20 protein-coding genes are annotated in these 21,815 nt (G+C 62.6%); 9 read left to right on the top strand and 11 right to left on the bottom strand.

Annotated elements, in window-relative coordinates:
* The first annotated feature begins 2 nt into the window (after positions 1-2).
* Positions 3-1,949, top strand: a complete 1,947-nt coding sequence (locus LGL98_RS14955; RefSeq protein ID WP_136034977.1) for a DNA topoisomerase III — start codon at positions 3-5, stop codon at positions 1,947-1,949.
* A gap of 169 nt (positions 1,950-2,118) precedes the next feature.
* Positions 2,119-3,099 (top strand): NAD(P)H-quinone oxidoreductase, encoded by a 981-nt coding sequence (locus LGL98_RS14950; protein WP_136034975.1) that lies wholly within the window; start codon positions 2,119-2,121, stop codon positions 3,097-3,099.
* 41 nt (positions 3,100-3,140) lie between these two features.
* On the opposite strand, the gene gdhA is transcribed toward LGL98_RS14950, so the two are convergent.
* The gene (gdhA, locus tag LGL98_RS14945) at positions 3,141-4,484 is read right to left on the bottom strand and encodes an NADP-specific glutamate dehydrogenase (RefSeq protein WP_004176526.1); all 1,344 of its coding nucleotides are present in this window, start codon (positions 4,482-4,484) and stop codon (positions 3,141-3,143) included.
* Between the two features lie 182 nt (positions 4,485-4,666).
* Positions 4,667-5,077 carry a pyrimidine (deoxy)nucleoside triphosphate diphosphatase gene (locus LGL98_RS14940; protein ID WP_136034974.1) on the bottom strand — a complete coding sequence of 137 codons (411 nt, stop codon included), beginning with the start codon at positions 5,075-5,077 and terminating at the stop codon, positions 4,667-4,669.
* Between the two features lie 86 nt (positions 5,078-5,163).
* Here LGL98_RS14940 and LGL98_RS14935 point away from each other — a divergent pair, with 86 nt between their 5' ends.
* Positions 5,164-5,787, top strand: a complete 624-nt coding sequence (locus LGL98_RS14935; RefSeq protein ID WP_136034972.1) for a CDP-alcohol phosphatidyltransferase family protein — start codon at positions 5,164-5,166, stop codon at positions 5,785-5,787.
* A 45-nt stretch (positions 5,788-5,832) separates the two neighbouring features.
* Here LGL98_RS14935 and LGL98_RS14930 read toward each other — a convergent pair whose 3' ends face one another.
* From LGL98_RS14930 to xthA, 8 genes are all read right to left on the bottom strand, one after another.
* The gene (locus LGL98_RS14930; protein WP_136034970.1) at positions 5,833-7,140 is read right to left on the bottom strand and encodes a sulfurtransferase; all 1,308 of its coding nucleotides are present in this window, start codon (positions 7,138-7,140) and stop codon (positions 5,833-5,835) included.
* A 93-nt stretch (positions 7,141-7,233) separates the two neighbouring features.
* Complete coding sequence (locus LGL98_RS14925; protein WP_136034968.1) at positions 7,234-7,866, bottom strand: ATP-binding cassette domain-containing protein; 633 nt, start codon at positions 7,864-7,866, stop codon at positions 7,234-7,236.
* A complete protein-coding gene (locus tag LGL98_RS14920) occupies positions 7,866-9,401 on the bottom strand; it encodes an ABC transporter permease subunit (protein WP_136034966.1) in 1,536 nt (511 codons plus the stop codon). The genes LGL98_RS14925 and LGL98_RS14920 overlap by 1 nt, the downstream gene beginning before the upstream one ends.
* Positions 9,374-10,552 (bottom strand): ABC transporter substrate-binding protein, encoded by a 1,179-nt coding sequence (locus LGL98_RS14915; RefSeq protein ID WP_136034965.1) that lies wholly within the window; start codon positions 10,550-10,552, stop codon positions 9,374-9,376. The genes LGL98_RS14920 and LGL98_RS14915 overlap by 28 nt, the downstream gene beginning before the upstream one ends.
* Positions 10,553-10,554: 2 nt before the next feature.
* A complete protein-coding gene (locus tag LGL98_RS14910) occupies positions 10,555-11,115 on the bottom strand; it encodes a carboxymuconolactone decarboxylase family protein (protein WP_136034963.1) in 561 nt (186 codons plus the stop codon).
* Complete coding sequence (locus tag LGL98_RS14905) at positions 11,112-11,822, bottom strand: TVP38/TMEM64 family protein (RefSeq protein ID WP_136034960.1); 711 nt, start codon at positions 11,820-11,822, stop codon at positions 11,112-11,114. The genes LGL98_RS14910 and LGL98_RS14905 overlap by 4 nt, the downstream gene beginning before the upstream one ends.
* Positions 11,809-12,465 (bottom strand): TVP38/TMEM64 family protein, encoded by a 657-nt coding sequence (locus LGL98_RS14900; RefSeq protein ID WP_136034958.1) that lies wholly within the window; start codon positions 12,463-12,465, stop codon positions 11,809-11,811. Before LGL98_RS14900 ends, LGL98_RS14905 begins: the two co-directional genes overlap by 14 nt.
* 213 nt (positions 12,466-12,678) lie before the next feature.
* Complete coding sequence (gene xthA, locus LGL98_RS14895) at positions 12,679-13,485, bottom strand: exodeoxyribonuclease III (protein ID WP_136034956.1); 807 nt, start codon at positions 13,483-13,485, stop codon at positions 12,679-12,681.
* Positions 13,486-13,923: 438 nt separating this feature from the next.
* Here xthA and astC point away from each other — a divergent pair, with 438 nt between their 5' ends.
* From astC to spy, 6 genes are all read left to right on the top strand, one after another.
* Entirely contained in the window at positions 13,924-15,144 is a 1,221-nt protein-coding gene (gene astC / locus LGL98_RS14890; RefSeq protein WP_136034954.1) for a succinylornithine/acetylornithine transaminase, read from the top strand.
* Positions 15,141-16,175 carry an arginine N-succinyltransferase gene (gene astA / locus LGL98_RS14885; protein WP_136034952.1) on the top strand — a complete coding sequence of 345 codons (1,035 nt, stop codon included), beginning with the start codon at positions 15,141-15,143 and terminating at the stop codon, positions 16,173-16,175. The genes astC and astA overlap by 4 nt, the downstream gene beginning before the upstream one ends.
* Positions 16,172-17,650, top strand: coding sequence for a succinylglutamate-semialdehyde dehydrogenase (gene astD, locus LGL98_RS14880; RefSeq protein WP_136034950.1), 1,479 nt, complete (start codon positions 16,172-16,174; stop codon positions 17,648-17,650). Before astA ends, astD begins: the two co-directional genes overlap by 4 nt.
* Positions 17,647-18,972, top strand: a complete 1,326-nt coding sequence (gene astB, locus LGL98_RS14875) for an N-succinylarginine dihydrolase (RefSeq protein ID WP_136034948.1) — start codon at positions 17,647-17,649, stop codon at positions 18,970-18,972. The genes astD and astB overlap by 4 nt, the downstream gene beginning before the upstream one ends.
* Positions 18,973-18,981: 9 nt before the next feature.
* Complete coding sequence (gene astE, locus LGL98_RS14870; protein ID WP_136034946.1) at positions 18,982-19,947, top strand: succinylglutamate desuccinylase; 966 nt, start codon at positions 18,982-18,984, stop codon at positions 19,945-19,947.
* A 343-nt stretch (positions 19,948-20,290) separates the two neighbouring features.
* The gene (spy, locus tag LGL98_RS14865; RefSeq protein ID WP_168435431.1) at positions 20,291-20,773 is read left to right on the top strand and encodes an ATP-independent periplasmic protein-refolding chaperone Spy; all 483 of its coding nucleotides are present in this window, start codon (positions 20,291-20,293) and stop codon (positions 20,771-20,773) included.
* A gap of 88 nt (positions 20,774-20,861) precedes the next feature.
* On the opposite strand, the gene cho is transcribed toward spy, so the two are convergent.
* Positions 20,862-21,725: an excinuclease Cho gene (cho, locus tag LGL98_RS14860; protein WP_136034944.1), complete on the bottom strand. Its 864-nt coding sequence runs from the start codon at positions 21,723-21,725 to the stop codon at positions 20,862-20,864.
* Between the last annotated feature and the right edge of the window lie 90 nt (positions 21,726-21,815).

Raw genomic sequence — 21,815 nt, 5'->3', positions numbered from 1 at the left:
CGATGCGGTTGTTTATTGCAGAAAAACCGAGTCTCGGTCGGGCTATCGCCGATGTGTTGCCTAAACCGCACCGCAAAGGCGATGGCTATATTGAGTGCGGCAACGGGCAGGTGGTCACCTGGTGTATCGGCCACCTGCTGGAGCAGGCGCAGCCGGACATCTACGACAGCCGCTATGCGCGCTGGAATCTCAACGATCTACCGATTGTGCCGGAGAAATGGCAGCTGCAGCCAAAACCCTCTGTCACCAAACAGCTCAATGTGATCAAGCGTCTGCTTGGCGAGGCGCAGGAAGTGATCCATGCCGGCGACCCGGACAGAGAAGGGCAGTTGCTGGTAGACGAAGTGCTCGATTACCTGCAGCTGGCGCCGGAGAAGCGCCAGCAGGTGCAGCGCTGTCTGATTAACGATCTCAACCCGCAGGCGGTGGAGCGGGCGATCAACCGCCTGCGCGCCAACAGCGAGTTCGTGCCGCTCTGCGTGTCGGCGCTGGCGCGGGCCCGCGCCGACTGGCTGTACGGCATCAATATGACCCGTGCCTACACCCTGCTGGGGCGCAACGCCGGCTATCAGGGGGTGCTCTCCGTGGGGCGGGTGCAGACCCCGGTACTTGGCCTGGTGGTCCGTCGCGATGAAGAGATTGAAAACTTCGTCGCCAAAGATTTCTTCGACGTGAAGGCGCATATCGTCACGCCGCAGGAAGAGCGCTTTATCGCCACCTGGGTGCCGAGCGAAGCCTGCGAACCTTACCAGGATGAAGAAGGGCGCCTGCTGCATCGTCCGCTGGCCGAGCATGTGGTTAAGCGCATCGAAGGCCAGCCGGCAATCGTGACCGGCTATAACGATAAGCGCGATTCCGAACCCGCGCCGCTGCCGTTCTCGCTGTCGGCGCTACAGATTGAGGCGGCCAAACGTTTCGGCTTCAGCGCGCAGAACGTGCTGGATATTTGCCAGAAGCTGTACGAAACTCACAAACTCATCACCTATCCGCGTTCGGACAGCCGCTACCTGCCGGAAGAGCACTTTGCTGGCCGCCATGCGGTGCTGAATGCGATTGCTGTCCATGCGGCGGATCTGCTGCCGCAGCCGGTGGTGGATCCGGAGAGCCGCAACCGCTGCTGGGATGATAAAAAGGTCGACGCGCACCATGCGATTATCCCAACCGCCCGCAGCAGCCAGGTGAAGCTCACCGATAACGAAGCGAAGGTTTACACTCTCATCGCCCGGCAGTATCTGATGCAGTTCTGCCCGGACGCGGTGTTCCGCAAATGCCAGATTGACCTCGAGATCGCCAACGGCAAGTTTGTCGCCAAGGCGCGTTTTCTGGCCGAGGCGGGGTGGCGGACGCTGCTCGGCAGCAAAGAGCGCGATGAAGAGAACGACGGTACGCCGCTGCCGGTGGTGGCCAAAGGCGATGAACTGCTGTGCGAGAAGGGCGAAGTGGTGGAGCGTCAGACCCAGCCGCCGCGCCATTTTACCGACGCCACACTGCTGTCGGCGATGACCGGGATTGCCCGCTTTGTGCAGGATAAAGATCTGAAGAAGATCCTCCGCGCCACCGACGGCCTCGGCACCGAAGCGACCCGTGCAGGGATTATCGAGCTGCTGTTTAAGCGCGGCTTCCTGAGCAAAAAGGGGCGTTATATCCACTCCTCAGAGGCCGGCCGGGCGCTGATTCACTCCCTACCGGAGATGGCTGCGCGCCCGGATATGACCGCCCACTGGGAATCGGTCCTGACGCAGATCAGCGAAAAGCAGTGCCGCTATCAGGACTTTATGCAACCCCTGGTGGGGACGCTGTTCCAGCTGATCGATCAGGCGCGGAGCACGCCAGTGCGTCAGTTCCGCGGCCTGGAGGCGCCGGGCGGGGCGAAAAAGCCGTTCAGCAAAGGTAAAGGCAAGCCGAAAGGCAAAAAAGCGGCAGACGATACCGCGCCGCCGCCGCAGTAACCCGCCGGTGGTCGCGAGGATGAGATTCCCCTGGCCACCGTTTCTCCGCCAGCCAGACCAATGGTCTACACTAAACAGCCGGGCAGGGCTTGACTATTTTCCCCCTGAACGCGTCTTCGCCCTTCCCGATATTGTTGCTCATTTCTTTCACCGGCGATAAGGAGGACCCGTGAAATATATCGCTATCAGCCAACCGGGCGGCCCGGAGGTATTGCAGATCCGCGAAGGAGAGATCCCCACTATCGGGGAGCATGAGGTGCTCATCGAGGTGAAAGCGGCGGGCGTCAACCGGCCGGATATTCTGCAGCGCCAGGGTCTGTATCCCATGCCTGAAGGCGTCACCCCCGTGCCCGGCCTGGAGGTGGCGGGCGTGGTCGCAAAAGTCGGCGCGCAGGTCACAGCGTTTACGCCCGGCGATCGCGTTTGCGCGCTGACCAACGGCGGCGGTTATGCCGAATACTGCGCTGTGCCGGCAGGCCAAACGTTGCCGATCCCGGCGGGCCTTAGCTTTACCGAAGCGGCCGCCATCCCGGAAACGTTCTTCACCGTCTGGGCGAACGTCTTCCTGCTGGGTAAGCTGCAGCCTGGCGAAAGCATCCTGGTGCACGGCGGCGCCAGCGGGATTGGCACCACCGCGGTCCTGCTGTGCCACGCGCTGGGGATGACCGTCTATGCCACCGTTGGCCAGGACGAAAAAATCGCTGCGCTGCGTCCCTATGCTACGGCGATTAACTACAAAACCGATGATTTTGCGGAGAAAATCAGCCAGCTGACCCACGATGAAGGAGTCGATGTCATTCTGGATATCGTTGGCGGCCCTTACTTTAACCGCAACCTTGGATTACTGAAAAAGGATGGACGGCTGGTGATCATCGGCTTTATGGGCGGGCGAATCGCTCATGAGGTTGATATTCAAACCCTGATGCTCAAGCGAGCCACCGTCACCGGCTCGACCATGCGTGGCCGGACGGCAGCGGAGAAACAGCAGATTGCCGAGGCGCTGCACCGTCACGTCTGGCCGCTGCTAGAGGCAGGGAAATGCAAGCCGCTGATCTACGCCAGCTACCCGATGGCGGAGATTGCCGAGGCGCATGCCTGTCTGGACAGTGGTCAGCATCTGGGAAAAGTGGTGATAACGATGACGTCGTGAGACGCATCCCGGCGGGTAGCCGCCGGGATGGAGGGTGGCGGTTAAATCACGCCCTGGGCCAGCATGGCATCCGCAACCTTCACGAAACCGGCGATGTTCGCGCCGCGCACGTAGTTGGTCTGCTTCGCTTCGCCGCCGTACTGCACGCAAGCGTGGTGGATATCCAGCATGATGTGATGCAGGCGGGCATCCACTTTTTCCGCTTTCCAGCCCATGCGCGCGGCGTTCTGCGCCATCTCCAGACCGGAAGTCGCCACGCCGCCGGCGTTGGCCGCTTTGCCCGGGGCAAACAGCACGCCGGCTTCCAGGAACAGGTCGGTTGCGGCGATGGTGGTCGGCATGTTGGCGCCTTCCGCCACGGCCTTGACGCCATTGGCAATCAGCTGGCGGGCGGCATCGACGTCCAGTTCGTTCTGGGTCGCGCAAGGCAGGGCAATATCCACCGGCACTGACCACGGCTGCTGGCCTTCAAGATAGGTGAGGCCAAATTCGCGGGCGTAATCGGCCACGCGGCCGTGGGCACGCTCTTTAATGTCGATCAGGCGGGCCAGTTTTTCTTTGGTGAAGCCCGCTTCGTCAACCACGGTGCCATTGGAGTCGGAGGCGGTGACCACCCGCGCGCCAAGCTCCATCGCTTTCTCAATGGCGTATTGCGCGACGTTGCCGGAGCCGGAAACCGCCACGCGAGCGCCTTCGAAACCGAGGCCGTGGCGTTTGAGCATCGCTTCGGTGAAGTAGATCAGGCCGTAACCGGTGGCTTCCGGACGGATCAGGCTGCCACCAAAGGAGAGACCTTTACCGGTGAAGACGCAGGCGCTGTTGTTGGAGAGCTTGCGCATCATCCCGGCCATAAAGCCGACTTCGCGGCCGCCGACGCCGATATCGCCCGCCGGTACGTCGGTATCCGGGCCAAGGTGGCGATAGAGCTCGGTCATCAGCGCCTGGCAGAAGCGCATCACTTCGCCATCGCTTTTGCCTTTAGGATCGAAATCGCTGCCGCCTTTCCCACCGCCCATCGGCAGAGTGGTCAGGGCGTTTTTGAAGGTCTGCTCGAAGCCAAGGAATTTGAGAATCGACAGGTTAACCGACGGGTGGAAACGCATCCCGCCTTTATACGGGCCGATGGCCGAGTTGAACTGCACGCGCCACGCGCGGTTGACCTGGACCTGATTGCGGTCGTCAACCCACACCACGCGGAACTGGATCACGCGCTCCGGTTCCACCAGACGTTCCAGCAAAGCAAGCTGACGATAGCGCGGATTTTCCTCAAGGAAAGGCCACAGGGTGGTCATCACCTCCCGGACGGCTTGAGCAAATTCGGTTTGATGAGGATCGCGCTGTTGAACGCGGGTGAGAAAGCCTTCCAGAGTGCACGTCTGATCCATAGATATCAGTTCCCCTTATGGTTGTGGTTGCATGTATTTATTATGGTTCGGTCCTTGAAAAAACCGATTTTCCGACTATAACACCGCTAATCCTTAGGCAAGCAAGGAAAAATTGAGCAGACAACAAAATTTATAATTGCTCGCTCGTCATAACTAAAAGCGATGACGAGACGGCGGGCGGATCAGCGGACGGAAAGGGTAGGGCGCTGGGCAATAAAGGCGTGCAGCAGCGGAATATCGGCCGGGGCGAGATCGAGGGCCAGCGCTTCTGTGGGAAGGCACCAGCGCAGCTGACTGTGATAGTGGGCCAGCGGTATGCCCTGAAAGTGCGGCACCCACCAGGCGTGCAGATGGATCCGGCGGCCGGAGACTTCCCGCTGATGGCTGGCAATATAGCAAGCCGGGCGGGCGATGATGCCCATCTCCTCCTGCAGTTCGCGGGCCAGCGCCTGCGGCTGGCTTTCACCCGGCTCCACTTTGCCGCCGGCGAACTCCCACATCCCCGGCTGGTCGGCGTGGGGCGGGCGCTGCGCCAGCAGAATCTGGCCATCCTGTTCAATAATGGCCGCGACAACATCAATCATTTTTAGCATAAGCATCAAGGTTAATAAGACGAATCTGGCCTATTATCACCGCCATAGACCTTGACTGACAACCGCCAACCCCGCTGGAGACCTCCGTGCTTGATAGCCACTTGCATCCGCGCCTAAAACCCCTGCTTAACGCTGTCGCTGGCGCCCTTGACCGCCCGGGTATTTCACCGGACGGGCTGACGCTGCTCGGTTTTGCCATCGGCGTGCTGGCTCTGCCCTTTCTGGCGCTGGGGTGGTATAGCGCGGCGCTGGTCGCTATTCTCCTCAACCGCCTGCTGGATGGTCTGGATGGCGCCCTGGCGCGGCGGCGCGGGCTCACGGACGCGGGCGGCTTTCTCGATATTGCGCTGGATTTTCTCTTCTACGCCCTGGTGCCGTTCGGCTTTATTCTGGCGGACCCGCTGAACAATGCCCTGGCGGGGGCCTGGCTGCTGTTTGCCTTTATCGGCACCGGCAGCAGCTTTCTCGCTTTTGCCGCCCTGGCGGCCAGGCACCAGATCGCCAATCCCGGCTACGCCCATAAATCGCTGTACTATCTCGGAGGACTAACTGAGGGGACGGAGACCATCCTGTTGTTTGTCCTCAGTTGCCTGTTTCCGACGCATTTCGCCTGGCTGGCGTGGCTGTTTGGCGCGCTGTGTTGGCTGACGACGGCGACGCGCATCTGCAGTGGCTACCAAACGTTAAAGCGGGTGGCGACACCGTTATAACGGCGCGCGTCGCCGATGAGGGGCGACGCGCAGCGGTGGGTGGAGTTACTGACTGCTTTCCGGACCGCGCTCTCCGCGGGCGACCGGATTGTGCGGGTTGCTGCTCCATTCGTACCAGCCGCCGTCGTACACCGCGACGTGCGGCCAGCCCATGGCGCGGGCATACATAAAGGTTTCCGAGGCCCGCCAGCCGGTCCCGCAATAGAACGCCACTTGCTGGCTCGGCAGAATGTTCCACTGGCGCCACAGGGCAGCGATATCGTCGGCGCTGCGCATGGTGCCGTCCGGGTTATGGAAATCCTCCATGTGCGTGGAGTCGCTCCCGGCATGGCCCCAACGGGCACCGGCGATGTCGCCCTTCGGTTTGATATAGCTGTAGCCGCTGGTGGTGCCGATAAACTCCGGCCACGAGCGGACGCTGACCAGCGAGGCGTCCTGACGATGCAGCAGCCCGCGGGCCTGCTCGGTATCCAGCATCAGCTGCGGCTGGCCGGGGATCGGCGCGCCGAAATCTGGCGCAGGCTGCTGGGCCGACGGCATACCGCGCTCTACCGGCAGCCCGGCGTCGGACCAGGTCTGCCAGCCACCGTCAAGCAGGCGCACGTCTTTGACCCCGGCGTACAGCATGATCTGCGCTACCCGCGCTGCGGCGTAGACGTCGCGACCGTAGAGGATCACCGTGGTGTCATGCCGGATGCCGTGCTTCGCCAGCATTGCCTTCAGCTGCGCGTCGGACACTTTATTCCACAGCGGTTCGCTCTCCACCTCATTGGTATCGATATAGCCCGCGCCAGGGATATGGCTCAGCAGATAGAGCTTCGGCGCTCCCCAGGCGGCTTCAAACACTTTCCAGTCGCCTGCCGGGGCGGCGGCGACCGCTTTTCCTTGCTGTAGGTCGTGCAGCCACTGGGGGTAGACCAGCTGTTCAAAGTGCGGCAGCTTTTGCAGACGGTCGGTCTGGCTCAGCGCATCGCTCAGCGTGCTGAGCCGGGTGAACCCCGCTTGTTTCAGCCGTGCCGCGACGCTGGCGTTATCCTCCGGGCTGCCGTACAGCGCGATGGGGGTATCGGACTGGAGCTGGTGCTGCTTAGCCCAGCCGCGGAGCTGATCGTCGCTCATGGCGCCGAGCCAGCGGGCGGAAAGATTCAGGGCCTGCGGCTCATGGCCTTCCGGGCCGTTGGCGCGCTGCGGCCAGCCGTTGTAATAAGCGCTCAGGCGGGTGTCAATGGCCACGCCGTGCTGCTGTTGCAGATGAGATAAGGTGAGCGCAGGCATGGTTTCAGCGGCGCAGGTGGTGGAAGCAGCAAGCCCCATAAGCAGGGCGAGTGCGGTCAATTGAGAAACACGTTTCATCGAAATGCCCGACGGTAAAAAGTGGAGGGCGTATTCTCCGCTCGCCAGGCATCGATTTCTTTGCGGTAACGCAGGTTTGCACGCTATTACCCTTCATTGCCAGCGCTCCATCGCCAGGCAGCGCCCCGCCGGCGGACTGTCCTCGCGATCGTGGGTGACCAGGATCGCCGGAATGGCCTGGCGGGCCAGTTCCTCAAAAACCCAGCGGCGGAACCCGGCGCGCAGGGTGGCATCCAGGCGGCTGAAGGGCTCATCGAGCAGCAGCGCCTCGGGGCGCGCCAGCAGCGCACGTAGCAGGCTCACCCGCGCCCGCTGCCCGCCGGAGAGCGTGGCCGGATCGCGTGGGGCGAAGCCAGCCAGTCCGGCGCGGTTGAGCGCCTGCTCGACTGCGACTTTTCGCGCCTCGCCGCGCACGCATTCCGGCAGCGCCAGCTGTAAATTTTGCCCGACGCTGAAATGGTCGAACAGCAGAGAGTCCTGAAACAGGATACCGATGCGCCGACGCTCCGTCGGCAGCGTATCGCAGCGCCGTTCGTTGAGCCACAGCTCGCCTTCGGCGCGAAAATCGCCTGACAGGGCGCCAATCATCCAGGCAAACAGCGTCGATTTCCCGCTACCGGAGGGGCCCATCAGCGTCAGTACCTCGCCAGGCGCCACCGAAAAGGTAACCTCCCGTAGCAGCGGCTGGCGTTTCACGCTCAGGGTCAGATGGTTTACGGTTAGCACTAGCGAAGTCCTCGTCGATAGCGGCCCGCCAGCCAGGCCAGCAGAGCCGTCAGGGTAAAGCATACTGCCGGCAGCAGTAACTGCCACAGCGCCTGGGCGGCGAGCGTCTGCACCTCGCCGCCGCTGCTGAGCGCCACCGCCTGGCTGGTGAGCGTCGGAATTCGGCCAGCCCCCAGCCATAGCGTCGGCAGATACTGCGCGATACTCACGGAAAAGCCCACCGCCAGCGCGGTCAGCAGCGGGCGGGTCAGCGAGGGCAGGATCACCAGCCAGAAAATACGCGTGGCTCCCCAGCCGAGCGTGCGGGCGATAACCGTCAGCCGCGGGTCGCGCTGGCGCCAGGCCGGGCGCAAAATAAACAGCATCCAGGGCACTACCCACAGCAGATGGCCCCACAGGACGGTCAACCAGTCGCCGTCAAGCCAGGCGTACAGCGCCAGCCGATACTGGCCATCGGCCAGCGGCAGGGCTGGCAGCACCAGCGGTAGCCAGACCCAGCCATCCCCTCGAGCCGGACCGCAGGCCAGCCACAGCAGGCAGACGGCCGCGCCGAGGGCGCAGGCCGCCAGCGCCAGGCCAAGGCTGTTGCCAAGAGCATCCATCTGCGGCGGCGTCGAGCGGGCCAGCCCCGCCAGCAACAGGGCGCCCAGCAGGCCGCTCAGCGGCAGCAGCGTCGCCAGCAGGCGCCCGGGCAGGGCATGGGGATGAGGGTGACGAACACCGCGTAGATCGGGCAGACGCCGACGCTGTAGCCGCCATCCGCCCCAGGCGATCAGCGCCGTCCCGCCGAGGATCGCCAGCAGCAGCAGGCTGGCCAGCGTCCCTTTGGCCTGCTGCAGGTCGTCGCCCTGGCTTAACCACTGCCACGCCAGTACGGCGAGGGTGGGCGGATTGCCAGGCCCCAGCACCAGGGCGACATCGACCGCCGACAGACTCCAGGCGGTGGTGGCCAGCAGCACCATGCCGAGGGCGGGGAGGGTGGCGGGCAGCACCAGCCAGCGCAGGCACTGCCAGCGGCCATAGCCGAGGCTCTTCAGGGCGGTCGCCTGGTCGGCGAGGCGTTTCTCTCCCAGCAGGCCATAGATCACCCACAGCACAAAGGCGCTCTCTTTCAGGGCCATCGTCAGGCCAAGCCCGATGCCGTACCGGTCAACCGGCGGCGTCAGAAACGGCAACTGCTGCCAGAGCCAGCCCCCTTCGGCGAACAGCAGCAGCGCCGCCGTCGCCAGGGCGAGATGGGGCACCGCCAGCAGCAGCGGCAGACGGGAAGCCAGCCGCCGCCAGCGGGCCGAAGGCCAGAGGGCGGCGACGATGGTCATGGCGATCAGCAGCGCGCCGCCGACGGACAACAGGGTCGAGACGAGGGTGGCGGCCAGCGCCTGGCCCAGCTGCGGGTCGGCGAACAGCGCCCGCCAGTGGGCCGGGGAGCACGCAGCGCCCACCAGTTCCCCGGCGGCGGGGAGCAGCGGCAGATAGATCGCCGCCATCGTCCCCCAGGCCAGCAGGATCAATGAGTACCGTAGCGGCGCAGCCATTCCTGCTCCAGCGCGTCAACCCATGCCGCGTGGGGCTCGGCAAGCACCGGCGGTAGATCCTGCGGCACGGTGGCCGCCAGCGCCTGGCGCTGACCGTCAGGCAGATGCTGCGGGTCCAGTACGCTTGGATCGCCCCAGACGGCGGCATCGGCCTTGCGCAGCTGCGCTTCAGGCGAGAGCAGGAAATTGGCCACTACTTTGGCGCCAGCGACAGCGCGGGCGTTAGCCGGGATGGTAACGAAATGGACGTTGCCGAGGGTCCCTGCGATAAAGCCGAAGCTGTAGCTGTCCGTCGGTAATTCGCCGCTGGCGGCTTTCTGCCGGGCGTGCAGCGGGTTAAACGTCAGCGATAAGCGTAGGGTGCCACTGTTGAGCATAGCGTCCATCCGTGCTGGCGACGCCGGGAAATCCTTGCCCGCCCGCCACAGGGCCGGGTGCAGCGCATCGAGATAGCGCCACAGCGGGGCGGTGACCGCCGCGAAGGTCGCCGCCTGCGGCGGCTGGCGCAGGGCGGCTGGCTGATCGGTGAGAGCGAGCAGCAGTTGCTCCAGCAAAGCGGTACCGGTGAAGTCCGGCGGGCGCGGGTAGGTTACGCTGCCCGGATGGGCTCTGGCGAAGGCCAGCAGCGTCTGCGGGCTGGTGGGCGGCTGCGGCGTTTGTCCGCGGCGGGCGATAAACGTCAGCTGGGCGCTGCCCCACGGCGACTCCGCGCCCTCGGTGGCGACAGAAAAATCTTCCCGTACCGGCTTTCGCAGATCGACATAGCGCCAGTTGGGCAGCGATTCGGCCCAGCCGGTGAGCAGCAGATCGGCCTGTTTAAGTGTGCGAAAGTTTTCGCCGTTGATCCACAGCAGATCCACCGACCCGCCCCGGCGACGACCGGCCTGCGCCTCGGTCTGGATGCGTTTCACCGCGTCGGCGGCATCGGCGACAGGCACAATACGCAGGTCGATTGCGTAATAGCGTTTGACCTCTTCGCTGACCCACGCCAGATAGCGATTGACGGCCGGGTCGCCGCCCCAGGCGTTAAACCAGACGGTCTGTCCGCGGGCTTCCGTCTGAATCTGCCGCCAGCTGTCGTCGGCATTAACCGCCAGCGGCCAGAGCAGCAGCAGGCACAGACAGAGGCTGTAATCACGCAAACGGCGCATCGTTACTCCTTATTCTGCGAGGAAGCGGTGGGTATCTGGCACAACCCCTGAGCCGGGATCGCCATCGCGGCATTGAACCGCGCCGATAAATTTTGCAGACCAATCAGGGCAGTCAGCTCGGTGAGCGCCTGGGCGTCAAAATGCGCGGCCAGCGCGCTGCGCAGGGCATCGTCTACCGCCGGTGGTGTCTGGGTGGCGGCTTCGGCATAGGCCAGCGCCAGACGCTCTTTTTCGCTAAACAGCCTACTGCTGCGCCAGTCAGCGACCGCCAGCAGCTTGTCCTGGCTCCCGCTCCGCGCCGCGAGGGTCATGCTGGTGATATCGATACAGAATTCGCAGTGGCACAGCTGAGCGATGCGGGCGCTGACCAGCGAGCGCAGCACCGGCTCCAGCGGCGAGCGGCGGCGTTCAATATAGCCCACGAACAGCGAGACCAGGTAAAACAGCCATGGGATCCGTCCCCACCAGCGAATGGGGCTCAGCACCTGGCCGTAATGCCGGCGATGCAGCCAGGCCTGCGGACGAAGGATCAGGGGGACAGAATCCAGCGGAGGTAAGCTCATGGCGACGATCTCTTATGACGTTCACGGTAAATATTTTTGGCGATAGAGATGACTACCGCCAGGGCAAAAAGCAGCGAAAGCCCGGTGGCCAGCCAGAAGGTGCCCCCGGTGAGCAGACTCCCGGCCCAGGAATAAACGATGGTCGCCGGCAGCTGGCCCACGCCGGTGGCCAGCATAAAGGGCCAGAAGCGCAGCGTGGTCAGCCCCGCGGCATAGCTGACCGGATCAAACGGGACAAACGGCAGCAGGCGGCAGACCAGGATCGTCTGCGGGCCAAAGCGGGTGAAATAGCCGTCGACACTGCGCAGCACCGCGCGGCCGGTGAGTTTCTCCACCACTTCGCGCCCCAGCGCTCTGGCGATGCAAAAGCAGAGCCCGGCCCCGACCATGGCGCTGAACCACGACAGCGCCCCGCCCCAGAAGGCGCCGAACAGTGCGGCGTTCGCCAGGGTAATCAGGAAAGCTGGCAACGGGGCGACGATCGCCTGGAGAATCATTAGCGCAAAAGAGACCAGCGCGGCCTGCGGTCCCCAGGCGGCGATAAACCCTTCGACATGCTGCGGATCCAGCGAGGCTAACGCCGTCAGACTCTGCTGCAGAAAGGCACGCCCGCCAGGGAACCACAGCCAGGCGGCCAGAGCGGCGACGACCACGACGGCAAGGGCCAGCCGGGCGCGGCGCAGGTGACGACGATCAGGTTGGGTCATGGCGCACCTCCTCACTGCACGCTGCCACGCGACGGGCGCGGGCAAAGCGTTTGCCCAACTGCACCAGGGCAAACAGCAGCCCGCCGGCGAGGCTCAGTTTGAGCGCGAAGGCGAGAGTCACCCCCTCGCGGGCCAGTTCGCTGGCCATCACCGAATAGATGACCAGACCCGGCAGGGTGGTCACCGCTGATATCAGGGTAAAGGGCCAGAAGCGGATCGCCGTCAGGCCGTAGGCGTAATTCTGAATGTTGTAGGGAAAGAGCGGCACCAGGCGGGTGAGGATCAGAAAATCACTGCCGCTGCGGGCGATACCCCGCTCAATCGCCTGAAACACGGCGGTATGGCCCACATAGCGCTGCAGCAGATCGCGCCCAAGCCAGCGGGCGATTAAAAACGACAGCGAAGAGGCGACGATGGCGGCGGCAAACGAGAGCAGGGAGCCTGTCAGCGGGCCGAAGAGCATCCCACCGGCGATCACCAGCAGGCTGCCGGGGATGAGACACAGGGTGGCAATGATAAACAGCGCAACATAGACCAGATAGCCCCAGGCGCCATGATGGCGCAAGGTGTCCTGAAGCAGATGCAGGTGAGTCAGCAGATCGTGGAGACCGACGCGATGGCTGATAACGGCCAGCGTGGCCACCAGCGCGAGAAGTCCCAGCCCTTTACCAATGGCCGGATGACGGCTTCTTTTGCATGAGGGGTGCTCCTGTACAGTCTGGACGCGGTGGACATCAAAAAGTGCGCGCGACAGTATCCTGTTCCGACAACGGTCACAATGCTTTACCGTCGCTTTGTTGATTTTGCTCAGGAAATTCTGCCCCCCGCACAGCGGGAGGCGAGAGTAGGGCGTGAATTATGGCTGGAAGGTAGCCCACACCGGCGCGTGGTCGGATGGTTTTTCCATCCCGCGGATCTCATAATCGATCCCGGTTTCCACGCAGCGCTGCGCCAGAGGCTGACTGGCCAGCAGCAGGTCGATGCGCAGCCCACGGTTATCGTCGAAGCCTTTGGAGCGGTAATCAAACCACGAGAAGTGCTCATTATTGTCGGGGTTAGCCTGACGCCAGGTATCCACCAGGCCCCAGCCCAGCAGGCGGTCCATCCATTCCCGTTCTTCCGGCAGGAAGGAACATTTGCCGGTGCGCAGCCAGCGTTTGCGGTTCTCTTCACCGATACCGATATCGAGATCGGTAGGACTGATGTTCATATCGCCCATGATCAGTACCGGATTCTCTTTGTTGAGTTCGGTCTCCAGATAGTTCTGTAGATTCTGATAGAACGCCGCTTTGGCCGGGAATTTGGTTTCATGATCGCGGCTTTCACCCTGCGGGAAATAGCCGTTAATCACTGTGACGTTGCCGAAGGGTGACGGGATCTCCGCCATGATGATGCGGCGTTGAGCCTCTTCGCCATCGTCCGGGAAACCGCGGCGGACGGCAATCGGTGTCTCTTTGGTCAGCAGCGCGACGCCATAATGGCCTTTCTGCCCGTGATAAAAGACGTTATAGCCGAGTCTGGCGACCTCTTCGAGAGGGAACATGTCGTCGTGAACTTTGGTTTCCTGCAGGCCAATCACGTCCGGGTGGTGTTTTTCGACGATGGCGGCCAGTTGGTGTGGGCGGGCACGCAGGCCGTTGATATTAAAAGAGACGAATTTCATAGTCGCTGCCACTGTGCAAGGTGAATAGTGCAGGGATGGTAGCAGAAATTCGCCAGGCTGGCTGCCACCGGATGCGTCATTCTGCCAATCGCTGCGCATGAGCGTGCCGTGGGTGCCCCTTTTGCGGGCATGCCGCGCCAAAAAAGGGCAAATAGCTACGATAAATTTCGCAGAGGATCACAATTACAGAATTATATCTTACCGTTGCATAATTTATCTTCTTTAATCACTGTTTATCCCCCTTTGTCGGATACTTATTCACTAAATATGCATTTTATGTGAATAGCGTTCGGCTGTAACTCATTGATTCTGCGTTATCTCATCCGGTTTATGCATTTTTATCGCTGGCTGGCACGAACCGTGCAATCTACATTTACAGCGTAATAACTCATATTTATTAACATTATTGCTACTTTTAATTTACCGGAAGAGGTCGATATGTCTCAGTCAATTACGCGTAACCACTTTGATGAATGGATGATGCCGGTCTACGCGCCAGCGGCGTTTATTCCGGTGCGGGGCGCCGGGTCGCGGCTGTGGGATCAGCAGGGCAAAGAGTATATCGATTTTGCCGGCGGCATCGCCGTGAACGCGCTGGGGCATGCGCATCCGCGTCTGGTGCAGGCCCTCACCGAGCAGGCGGGCAAGTTCTGGCATACCGGCAACGGCTATACCAATGAACCGATCCTGCGGCTGGCCAAAATGCTTATTGATGCCACTTTCGCCGATCGGGTCTTCTTCTGTAACTCCGGCGCCGAGGCCAATGAGGCGGCGCTCAAGCTGGCGCGTAAATATGCCCACGATCGCTTTGGCAGCGAGAAAAGCGGTATCGTCGCCTTTCAGAACGCTTTCCACGGGCGGACGCTGTTTACCGTCTCGACGGGCGGTCAGCCGGCCTATTCTCGGGATTTTGCCCCGCTGCCGCCGCAGATCCAGCATGCGGTGTTTAACGATCTCGAGTCGGCAAAGGCCTTAATCAACGACCAGACCTGCGCGGTGATTGTCGAGCCGGTGCAGGGCGAAGGGGGCGTGGTACCGGCCAGCGTCGAGTTTTTACGCGGCCTGCGCCAGCTTTGCGACCAGCATAACGCCCTGCTGATTTTCGATGAAGTGCAGACCGGGGTCGGACGCACCGGCGAGCTGTATGCCTATATGCACTACGGCGTGACGCCCGATGTGCTGACCACCGCCAAAGCGCTGGGCGGCGGCTTCCCTATCGGCGCACTGCTGGCGACAGAGGCCTGCGCCAGCGTGATGACCGTCGGCACCCACGGCACCACCTACGGCGGCAACCCGCTGGCCGGGGCGGTGGCCGGTGAGCTGCTGTCGATCGTCAACACCCCGGAAGTGCTCTCCGGCGTCAGACAGCGCCACCAGTGGTTTTGCGAACGTCTGCAGGCGATTAACGCCCGCTATGGCCTGTTCAAGGAGATCCGCGGCTTGGGACTGCTGCTCGGCTGCGTGCTAAACGACGCCTGGGCCGGGAAGGCGAAAACCCTCAGTAACCTGGCGGCGGAAGAGGGAGTGATGATCCTGATCGCCGGCGCCAACGTGGTGCGTTTCGCGCCGGCGCTGAACGTCAGTGAAGAAGAGGTGAACAGCGGGCTGGATCGCGTCGAGCGGGCCTGCGCGCGTTTCGTGGCAGGAGTCTCATCATGATGGTTATTCGGCCGGTGGAGCCGGGCGATTTGCCCGGGCTGCTGAAGCTGGCAGCGGAGACCGGCGGCGGGCTGACCTCGCTGCCGGTGGATGAAGCGACCCTCGCGGCGCGGATCGCCCGCTCGCAGCAAACCTGGCGCGGCGAGCTGCCGAAAAGCGAGCAGGGCTATGTCTTTGTGCTGGAGGAGAGCGAAAGCGGCGCAGTGGTGGGCATCTGCGCGATCGAGGTGGCGGTGGGGCTCAACGATCCCTGGTATAACTACCGGGTCGGCACCCAGGTCCATGCCTCGAAGGAGCTTAACGTCTATCAGGCGCTGCCGACGCTGTTTCTTAGCAACGATCATACCGGCAGCAGCGAGCTGTGTACCCTGTTCCTCGACCCGCAGTGGCGCAAAGAGGGCAATGGCTATCTGCTGTCGAAATCACGCTTCTTATTTATGGCCGCCTTTCGTGAGCGCTTCAATGACAAGGTGGTCGCCGAGATGCGCGGAGTGATTGACGAGCAGGGTTACTCACCGTTCTGGGAGAGCCTGGGCAAGCGCTTTTTCGCTATGGAGTTTTCCCGTGCCGACTACCTGTGCGGCACCGGACAGAAGGCGTTTATTGCCGCCCTGATGCCCAAGCATCCGCTGTATATCGATTTCCTTTCCCCTGAGGCGCAGGCGGTGATCGGCAAGGTTCATCCGCAGACCGCCCCGGCCCGGACGGTGCTGGAGAAAGAGGGGTTCCGCTACCTGAACTACATCGATATCTTCGACGGCGGCCCGACTCTGGAGTGCGACATTGACCGGGTACGGGCAATCCGCAAAAGCCGTCTGGTGACTACCGAGGCCGGCGAAACCCGGCCCGGCGACTGGCCGCTGTGCCTGGTGGCGAACGAACAGTATCACCAGTTCCGCGCTCTGCTGGTGCATGCCGATCCGGATGGCGACACCCTGACCCTCAGCGCCCGCGAGCTGGATATGCTGAAGTGTCATGCCGGCGACCAGGTGCGCATGGTGCGCCTGATCCCTGAGGAGAAAATCGCATGAGTCTGTGGATTAACGGCGAGTGGCGGCCCGGCCGTGGGCCAGGCTTGAGTAAACAGGATCCGGTTAACCTGAAGATTGTCTGGCAGGGCGAGGCAGCGGATGCCGGGCAGGTCGCCGAGGCGGTGGCGGCAGCCCGCCAGTCATTTCCGGCCTGGGCGCGGCTGCCGTTTGCCGACCGCCAGGCGATCGTCGAAAAGTTTGCCGCTCTGCTGGAAGCCAGCAAGGCGGAGCTGACGGCGACGATCGGCGCTGAGACCGGAAAACCGCGCTGGGAGGCGGCCGGGGAAGTGACGGCGATGATCAACAAGGTGGCGATCTCGGTGAAGGCCTACCACGTCCGCACCGGCGAACAGCACAGCGATCTGCCCGACGGCGCCGCCACGCTGCGTCACCGGCCGCATGGCGTACTGGCGGTGTTTGGCCCCTATAACTTTCCCGGCCATCTGCCGAACGGGCACATCGTGCCGGCACTGCTGGCGGGCAATACCGTGGTCTTTAAGCCCAGCGAACTCACCCCGCGCAGCGGCGAAGCGGTGGTGAAACTATGGCAGCAGGCCGGCCTGCCCGCCGGGGTGCTCAACCTGGTGCAGGGCGGTCGGGAAACCGGGGAGGCGCTCAGCGGCCAGGCGGATATCGACGGACTGCTGTTTACCGGCAGCTCGACCACCGGTTTTCATCTGCATCGCCAGCTGGCCGGGCAACCGCAGAAGATCCTCGCACTGGAGATGGGCGGCAATAACCCGCTGATCGTCGACGATCCGCGAGACGTGGATGCCGCGGTGCATCTGACCATCCAGTCTGCCTTCATTACGGCCGGCCAGCGCTGCACCTGCGCCCGGCGTCTGCTGGTCCGGCGCGGAGAGGCGGGGGATGCCTTCCTCTCCCGGCTGGTGACGGTGAGTCAACGGCTGATCCCCGCGGCGTGGGACGCCGAGCCGCAGCCGTTTCTCGGCGGGCTTATCTCTGAGCAGGCCGCGCAGAAAGTGCATCAGGCCTGGCTGCAGCGGGTCGCCGCTGGCGCGGTCACCCTGCTGGAGCCGCGGTTATTGCAGGCCGGGACGTCGCTGCTGACGCCGGGGATTGTCGACATGAGCGACATATCCCAGGTCGAGGATGAAGAGGTGTTCGGCCCGCTGCTTGGCGTCTGGCGCTACGATACTTTCGAAGAGGCGATTGCCCTGGCCAACGCCACCCGCTTCGGCCTCTCCTGTGGGTTAATCTCCCCGGAACGGGAAAAGTTCGATCGGCTGCTGCTCGAGGCGCGGGCGGGGATAGTGAACTGGAACAAACCGCTGACCGGGGCGGCGAGTACCGCGCCGTTCGGCGGCACCGGGGCGTCCGGTAACCATCGTCCGGGGGCCTGGTATGCCGCCGATTATTGTGCCTGGCCGATGGCCAGCCTTGAATCGCCGACCCTGACGCTGCCCGCCAGCCTGAGTCCGGGGCTCGACTTTCTGGCCGGGGAGGCGTCATGACCGCCCGCGAAGTCAACTTTGATGGTCTGCCCGGACTGACCCATCACTACGCCGGGCTCTCCTTTGGCAATGAAGCCTCCACCCGGCACCGCTATCGGGTGTCGAACCCGCAGCTGGCGGCGAAGCAGGGGCTGAAAAAAATGAAAGCCCTCGCCGACGCTGGCTACCCGCAGGCAGTGATCCCGCCGCAGGAGCGTCCCAACGTGGCGCTTCTGCGCCAGCTGGGCTTTAGCGGCAGCGATGAGCAGGTGGTGGCCCGGGCGGCCCAGCAGGATCCGGATCTGCTGTCGGCAGTGAGTTCGGCTTCGGCGATGTGGGTAGCGAACGCGGCGACGGTTTGCCCCTCCGCCGATTCGCTGGATGGCCTGGTACACCTGACGGTGGCGAATTTGCAGGATAAATTCCACCGCGCCAGCGAAGCACCGACCACAGAGGCGCTGCTGCAGGCGATTTTCCCCGACCGCACGCGATTTGCCATCCACCCGGCGCTGCCCGCCTCGGCCTGGTTTGGCGACGAAGGGGCGGCGAACCATAACCGTCTCGGCGGCGAGTATGGCGCACCCGGCGTCCAGCTCTTTGTCTATGGTCGCCGCCGGGGGAGCGAGGAGGCGCCGCGTCGCTATCCGGCGCGGCAAACCCTTGAGGCCAGCCAGGCGGTGGCGCGCCTCAATCAGGTCAATCCTCGCCAGCTGATCTTCGCCCGCCAGCATCCGGCGGCGATCGACTCGGGGGTTTTTCATAACGACGTCATCGCGGTGAGCAACCGTCAGGTCCTGTTCTGCCATGAGCAGGCCTTTGCCGACCAGACCACGCTTCTCCAGCAGCTGGCGCAGCGGGTGCCGGGTTTTACGCCGCTGGTGGTTCCCGCCAGCCGGGTCTCGGTGGCAGAGGCGGTTGCCACCTATCTGTTCAACAGCCAGCTGTTGAGCCGGGCGGATGGCAGCATGGCGCTGATCCTGCCCCAGGAAGCGCAGGAGCACGCTGGTGTTTGGGAATACCTCAATGAGCTGCTGGCCGGGGATAACCCCATCGCTGCGCTGCAGGTGTTCGATCTGCGCGAGAGTATGGCTAACGGCGGCGGTCCGGCGTGCCTGCGCCTGCGGGTGGTGCTGACGGACGAGGAGTATCAGGCGGTCAATCCGCACGTCCTGATGAACGATACGCTGTTTGCCACCCTCAATGACTGGGTGGATCGCTACTATCGCGATCGCCTTACCCAGGCCGACCTCGCCGACCCGCAACTGCTGCGGGAAGGGCGTGACGCGCTGGATCGGTTGACCCAGATCCTGCAGCTCGGTTCGGTTTATCCATTTCAGCAATAAGGGGGCGCGGTGGAACATTTTCTGGCATTAACCCTGGCGGGGCGTTTGCCCCACCATTTTCACGGCGAGACGGCCCATTTCCGCTGGCACTGGCTTGGCGAGGGGATCCTTGAGCTGACGCCGCATGCGCGCTGCGAGCGCGGGCTGGTACTTTCCTGCGCCATCCATGGCAACGAAACGGCGCCGGTGGAGATTGTCGACCGGCTGGTGCAGCGGCTGGTTCGCGAGCAACTCCCGCTGCGCTGGCGGCTGCTGGTGATCGTCGGCAACCCGCCGGCGCTGCGGGCGAATAAACGCTATCTGCACAGCGATATGAACCGCATGTTTGGCGAGCGCTGGCGGCAGTTCCCGGCCAGCGAGGAGACGCAGCGGGCGCAGCGGCTGGAGCAGGCGGTGGCCCGCTTCTATCGCGACCACGATGGCCCGCGCTGGCACCTCGATCTGCATACCGCGATCCGCGGGTCGCTACATCCGCGCTTCGGCGTGCTCCCGGCCCGCGATACGCCGTGGGAGGAGGATTTTCTTCGCTGGCTGGGCGGCGCCGGGCTCGAGGCGCTGGTGTTTCATCGCCAGCCCGGCGGGACCTTCACCCACTTCAGCTGCGAACGGTTCGCGGCGCTGGCCTGCACTCTCGAACTTGGCAAAGCGCTGCCGTTGGGGGAAAACGATCTGACGCAGTTTGCCGCCGCCGAGAGGGCGCTTTCCCTGCTACTGGTGGGGGATCTGGCCATTGCTGACGCCCCAGCGCCGCTGCGCTACCGGGTGGTACAGCAGATCACCCGCCATAGCGATGATTTCCGCTTGCATATGGCGGATCAGACGCTGAACTTCACCCCCTTCGAACCCGGCACGCTGCTGGCGGAGGAGGGCGAGACGCGGTATGTGGTGGGGCCTGAGCCGGAGTATGTCTTGTTTCCCAATCCGACGGTGGCGAAGGGACTGCGCGCCGGCCTGATGCTGGAGAAATTATCCTGAGGGCAAGCCGTCCGCCGGGCGGCCTGCTTTATTTCGCGCGTCTTTTTTCGCCATCTTATTTTTTCGTGCGCCAGTGTAAATTTGCAGATTATTCCTGGTAGAATGCTTTGTTTTTAATCTCCCCTCCTTTATACTCTCCATAATTTCTCTGAAAAACAGTACGTTATTTATTTTTTATTGCAATTCTTCGGCTAAATTCCTTATTTTCTCCATAATTGGCGAGAAACTGTTTTTTACACTTTCATTGTTTTACTCTTGCTCTGACTAATTGACGATTAACGTCGTAAAGTTAATCTCGTCAACACGGCAACGCGCCGTAAGAATAACGTAAAGTAAGGATTGAATGATGAAGAAACTCACTGCACTGTTTGTTGCCTCTACTCTGGCTCTGGGCGCGGCTAACCTGGCACATGCCGCCGACACCACCACCGCGCCGAGCGACAGCAAGCCGATGATGCATCATAAAGGCGGCCCGGGTCAGCATGACATGATGTTTAAAGGCCTGAACCTGACCGATGCGCAGAAACAACAGATCCGCGACATCATGAAGAGCCAGCGTGAGAACATGAAGCGTCCGTCCCTCGACGAACGCCGCGCGATGCACGATTTGATCGCCAGCGACACCTTCGATAAGGCGAAAGCGGAAGCGCAGATCGATAAGATGGAAGCGCAGCATAAAGCGATGGCGCTGTCCCGCCTGGAAACGCAGAACAAGATCTACAACATTCTGACTCCAGAGCAGAAAAAACAGTTCAATGCTAATTTTGAGAAGCATCTGACAGAACGCAACGCGCCGGCAGGTAAAATGCCTGCACCTGCTGAATAATGTAGCGAACTGAATCAAGACCGCCGGTCTTGCCCAATAATGCCATCAGGCGTTGGGCAGGGCCGGCGGTTTTTTTATTGGTGGTTTCTCAGCCAAGCGGGTGCAGCGGATAATCTCCGCCGAGCAAAGGCTTACAGAGGATCTTGTAACCATCCTGGTCAAATCCGGCGGGCAGACGGGTCAGCTCAGCGGCCTGGTCGAGCGATTCAACGGCGCCCAGCCACAGCCAGTTATGAATGACGTGATACTGCGTCATGTCCGGGCCGCGCTCCTCCAGCGCCACCGGCCCCGCCCACGGCCAGCATACCAGCTGCAGTCTGCTCATCTGCGCCAGCAGGCGCTCTCTGTGCGCCTCCACGCTCTCCTTTCCACAACAGGCCCCGGCGCAGCGGCCCAGCGCGGAGCGAAAGCAGGCGCGGCCGCGGCTGAGCGGCTCCAGGCCGAGCAGGCCATAACAGAGGCGCTGTTCGTCAGCGAGGCTCTGCAGCATCTGCAGCGCCGCCCGCCGGTTGGCGAAAAGACCATAGAGATGCTGCTGGTGCGAGAAATCAACCTCGCGGGCATAGACAATCTGCGGCCGGTCGTCCGCAAGTAACCAGGCGCAGAGCTGCTTGTTACGCCGTAGCCGCTTGTTGAACAGCGGCTGCTGCTCTTTAATTAACCGCGCCTCCAGCAGCAGCGCTCCCAGCTCGCCTGCGGTGCGCTGCCAGGTGATACGCCGCGACTGACGCAGCATCGCGGCCTCTTCGGGCGTGCGCAGGTGGGATAACACCCGGCTGCGGAGGTTGACGCTCTTACCGATATAGAGCGGCATCGTGTCGCTGTCGCCGTGAAACTGATAAACGCCTGGCAGCTTCGGCAGCGCCTCCAGCCACGGGCGAAGATGTTCGGGATATTCATAGATCGCCGCCGCTTCAAACTCCAGACGCGGGGCAGATTGCTTTCTGGCCACAATAACTCCTGATACTGTCTATCTATCCAGTATAGCAGGCCGTTTTTGCGGCGAAAAGCGCAAAAAATAACCCCGGCGCGGGCCGGGGCG

The organism is Klebsiella africana (genome assembly GCF_020526085.1).
In the GTDB taxonomy this organism is placed as follows: domain Bacteria; phylum Pseudomonadota; class Gammaproteobacteria; order Enterobacterales; family Enterobacteriaceae; genus Klebsiella; species Klebsiella africana.
Note: the sequence above shows the minus strand (reverse complement) of the source record. Positions and strands in the feature narration are given on the sequence as shown.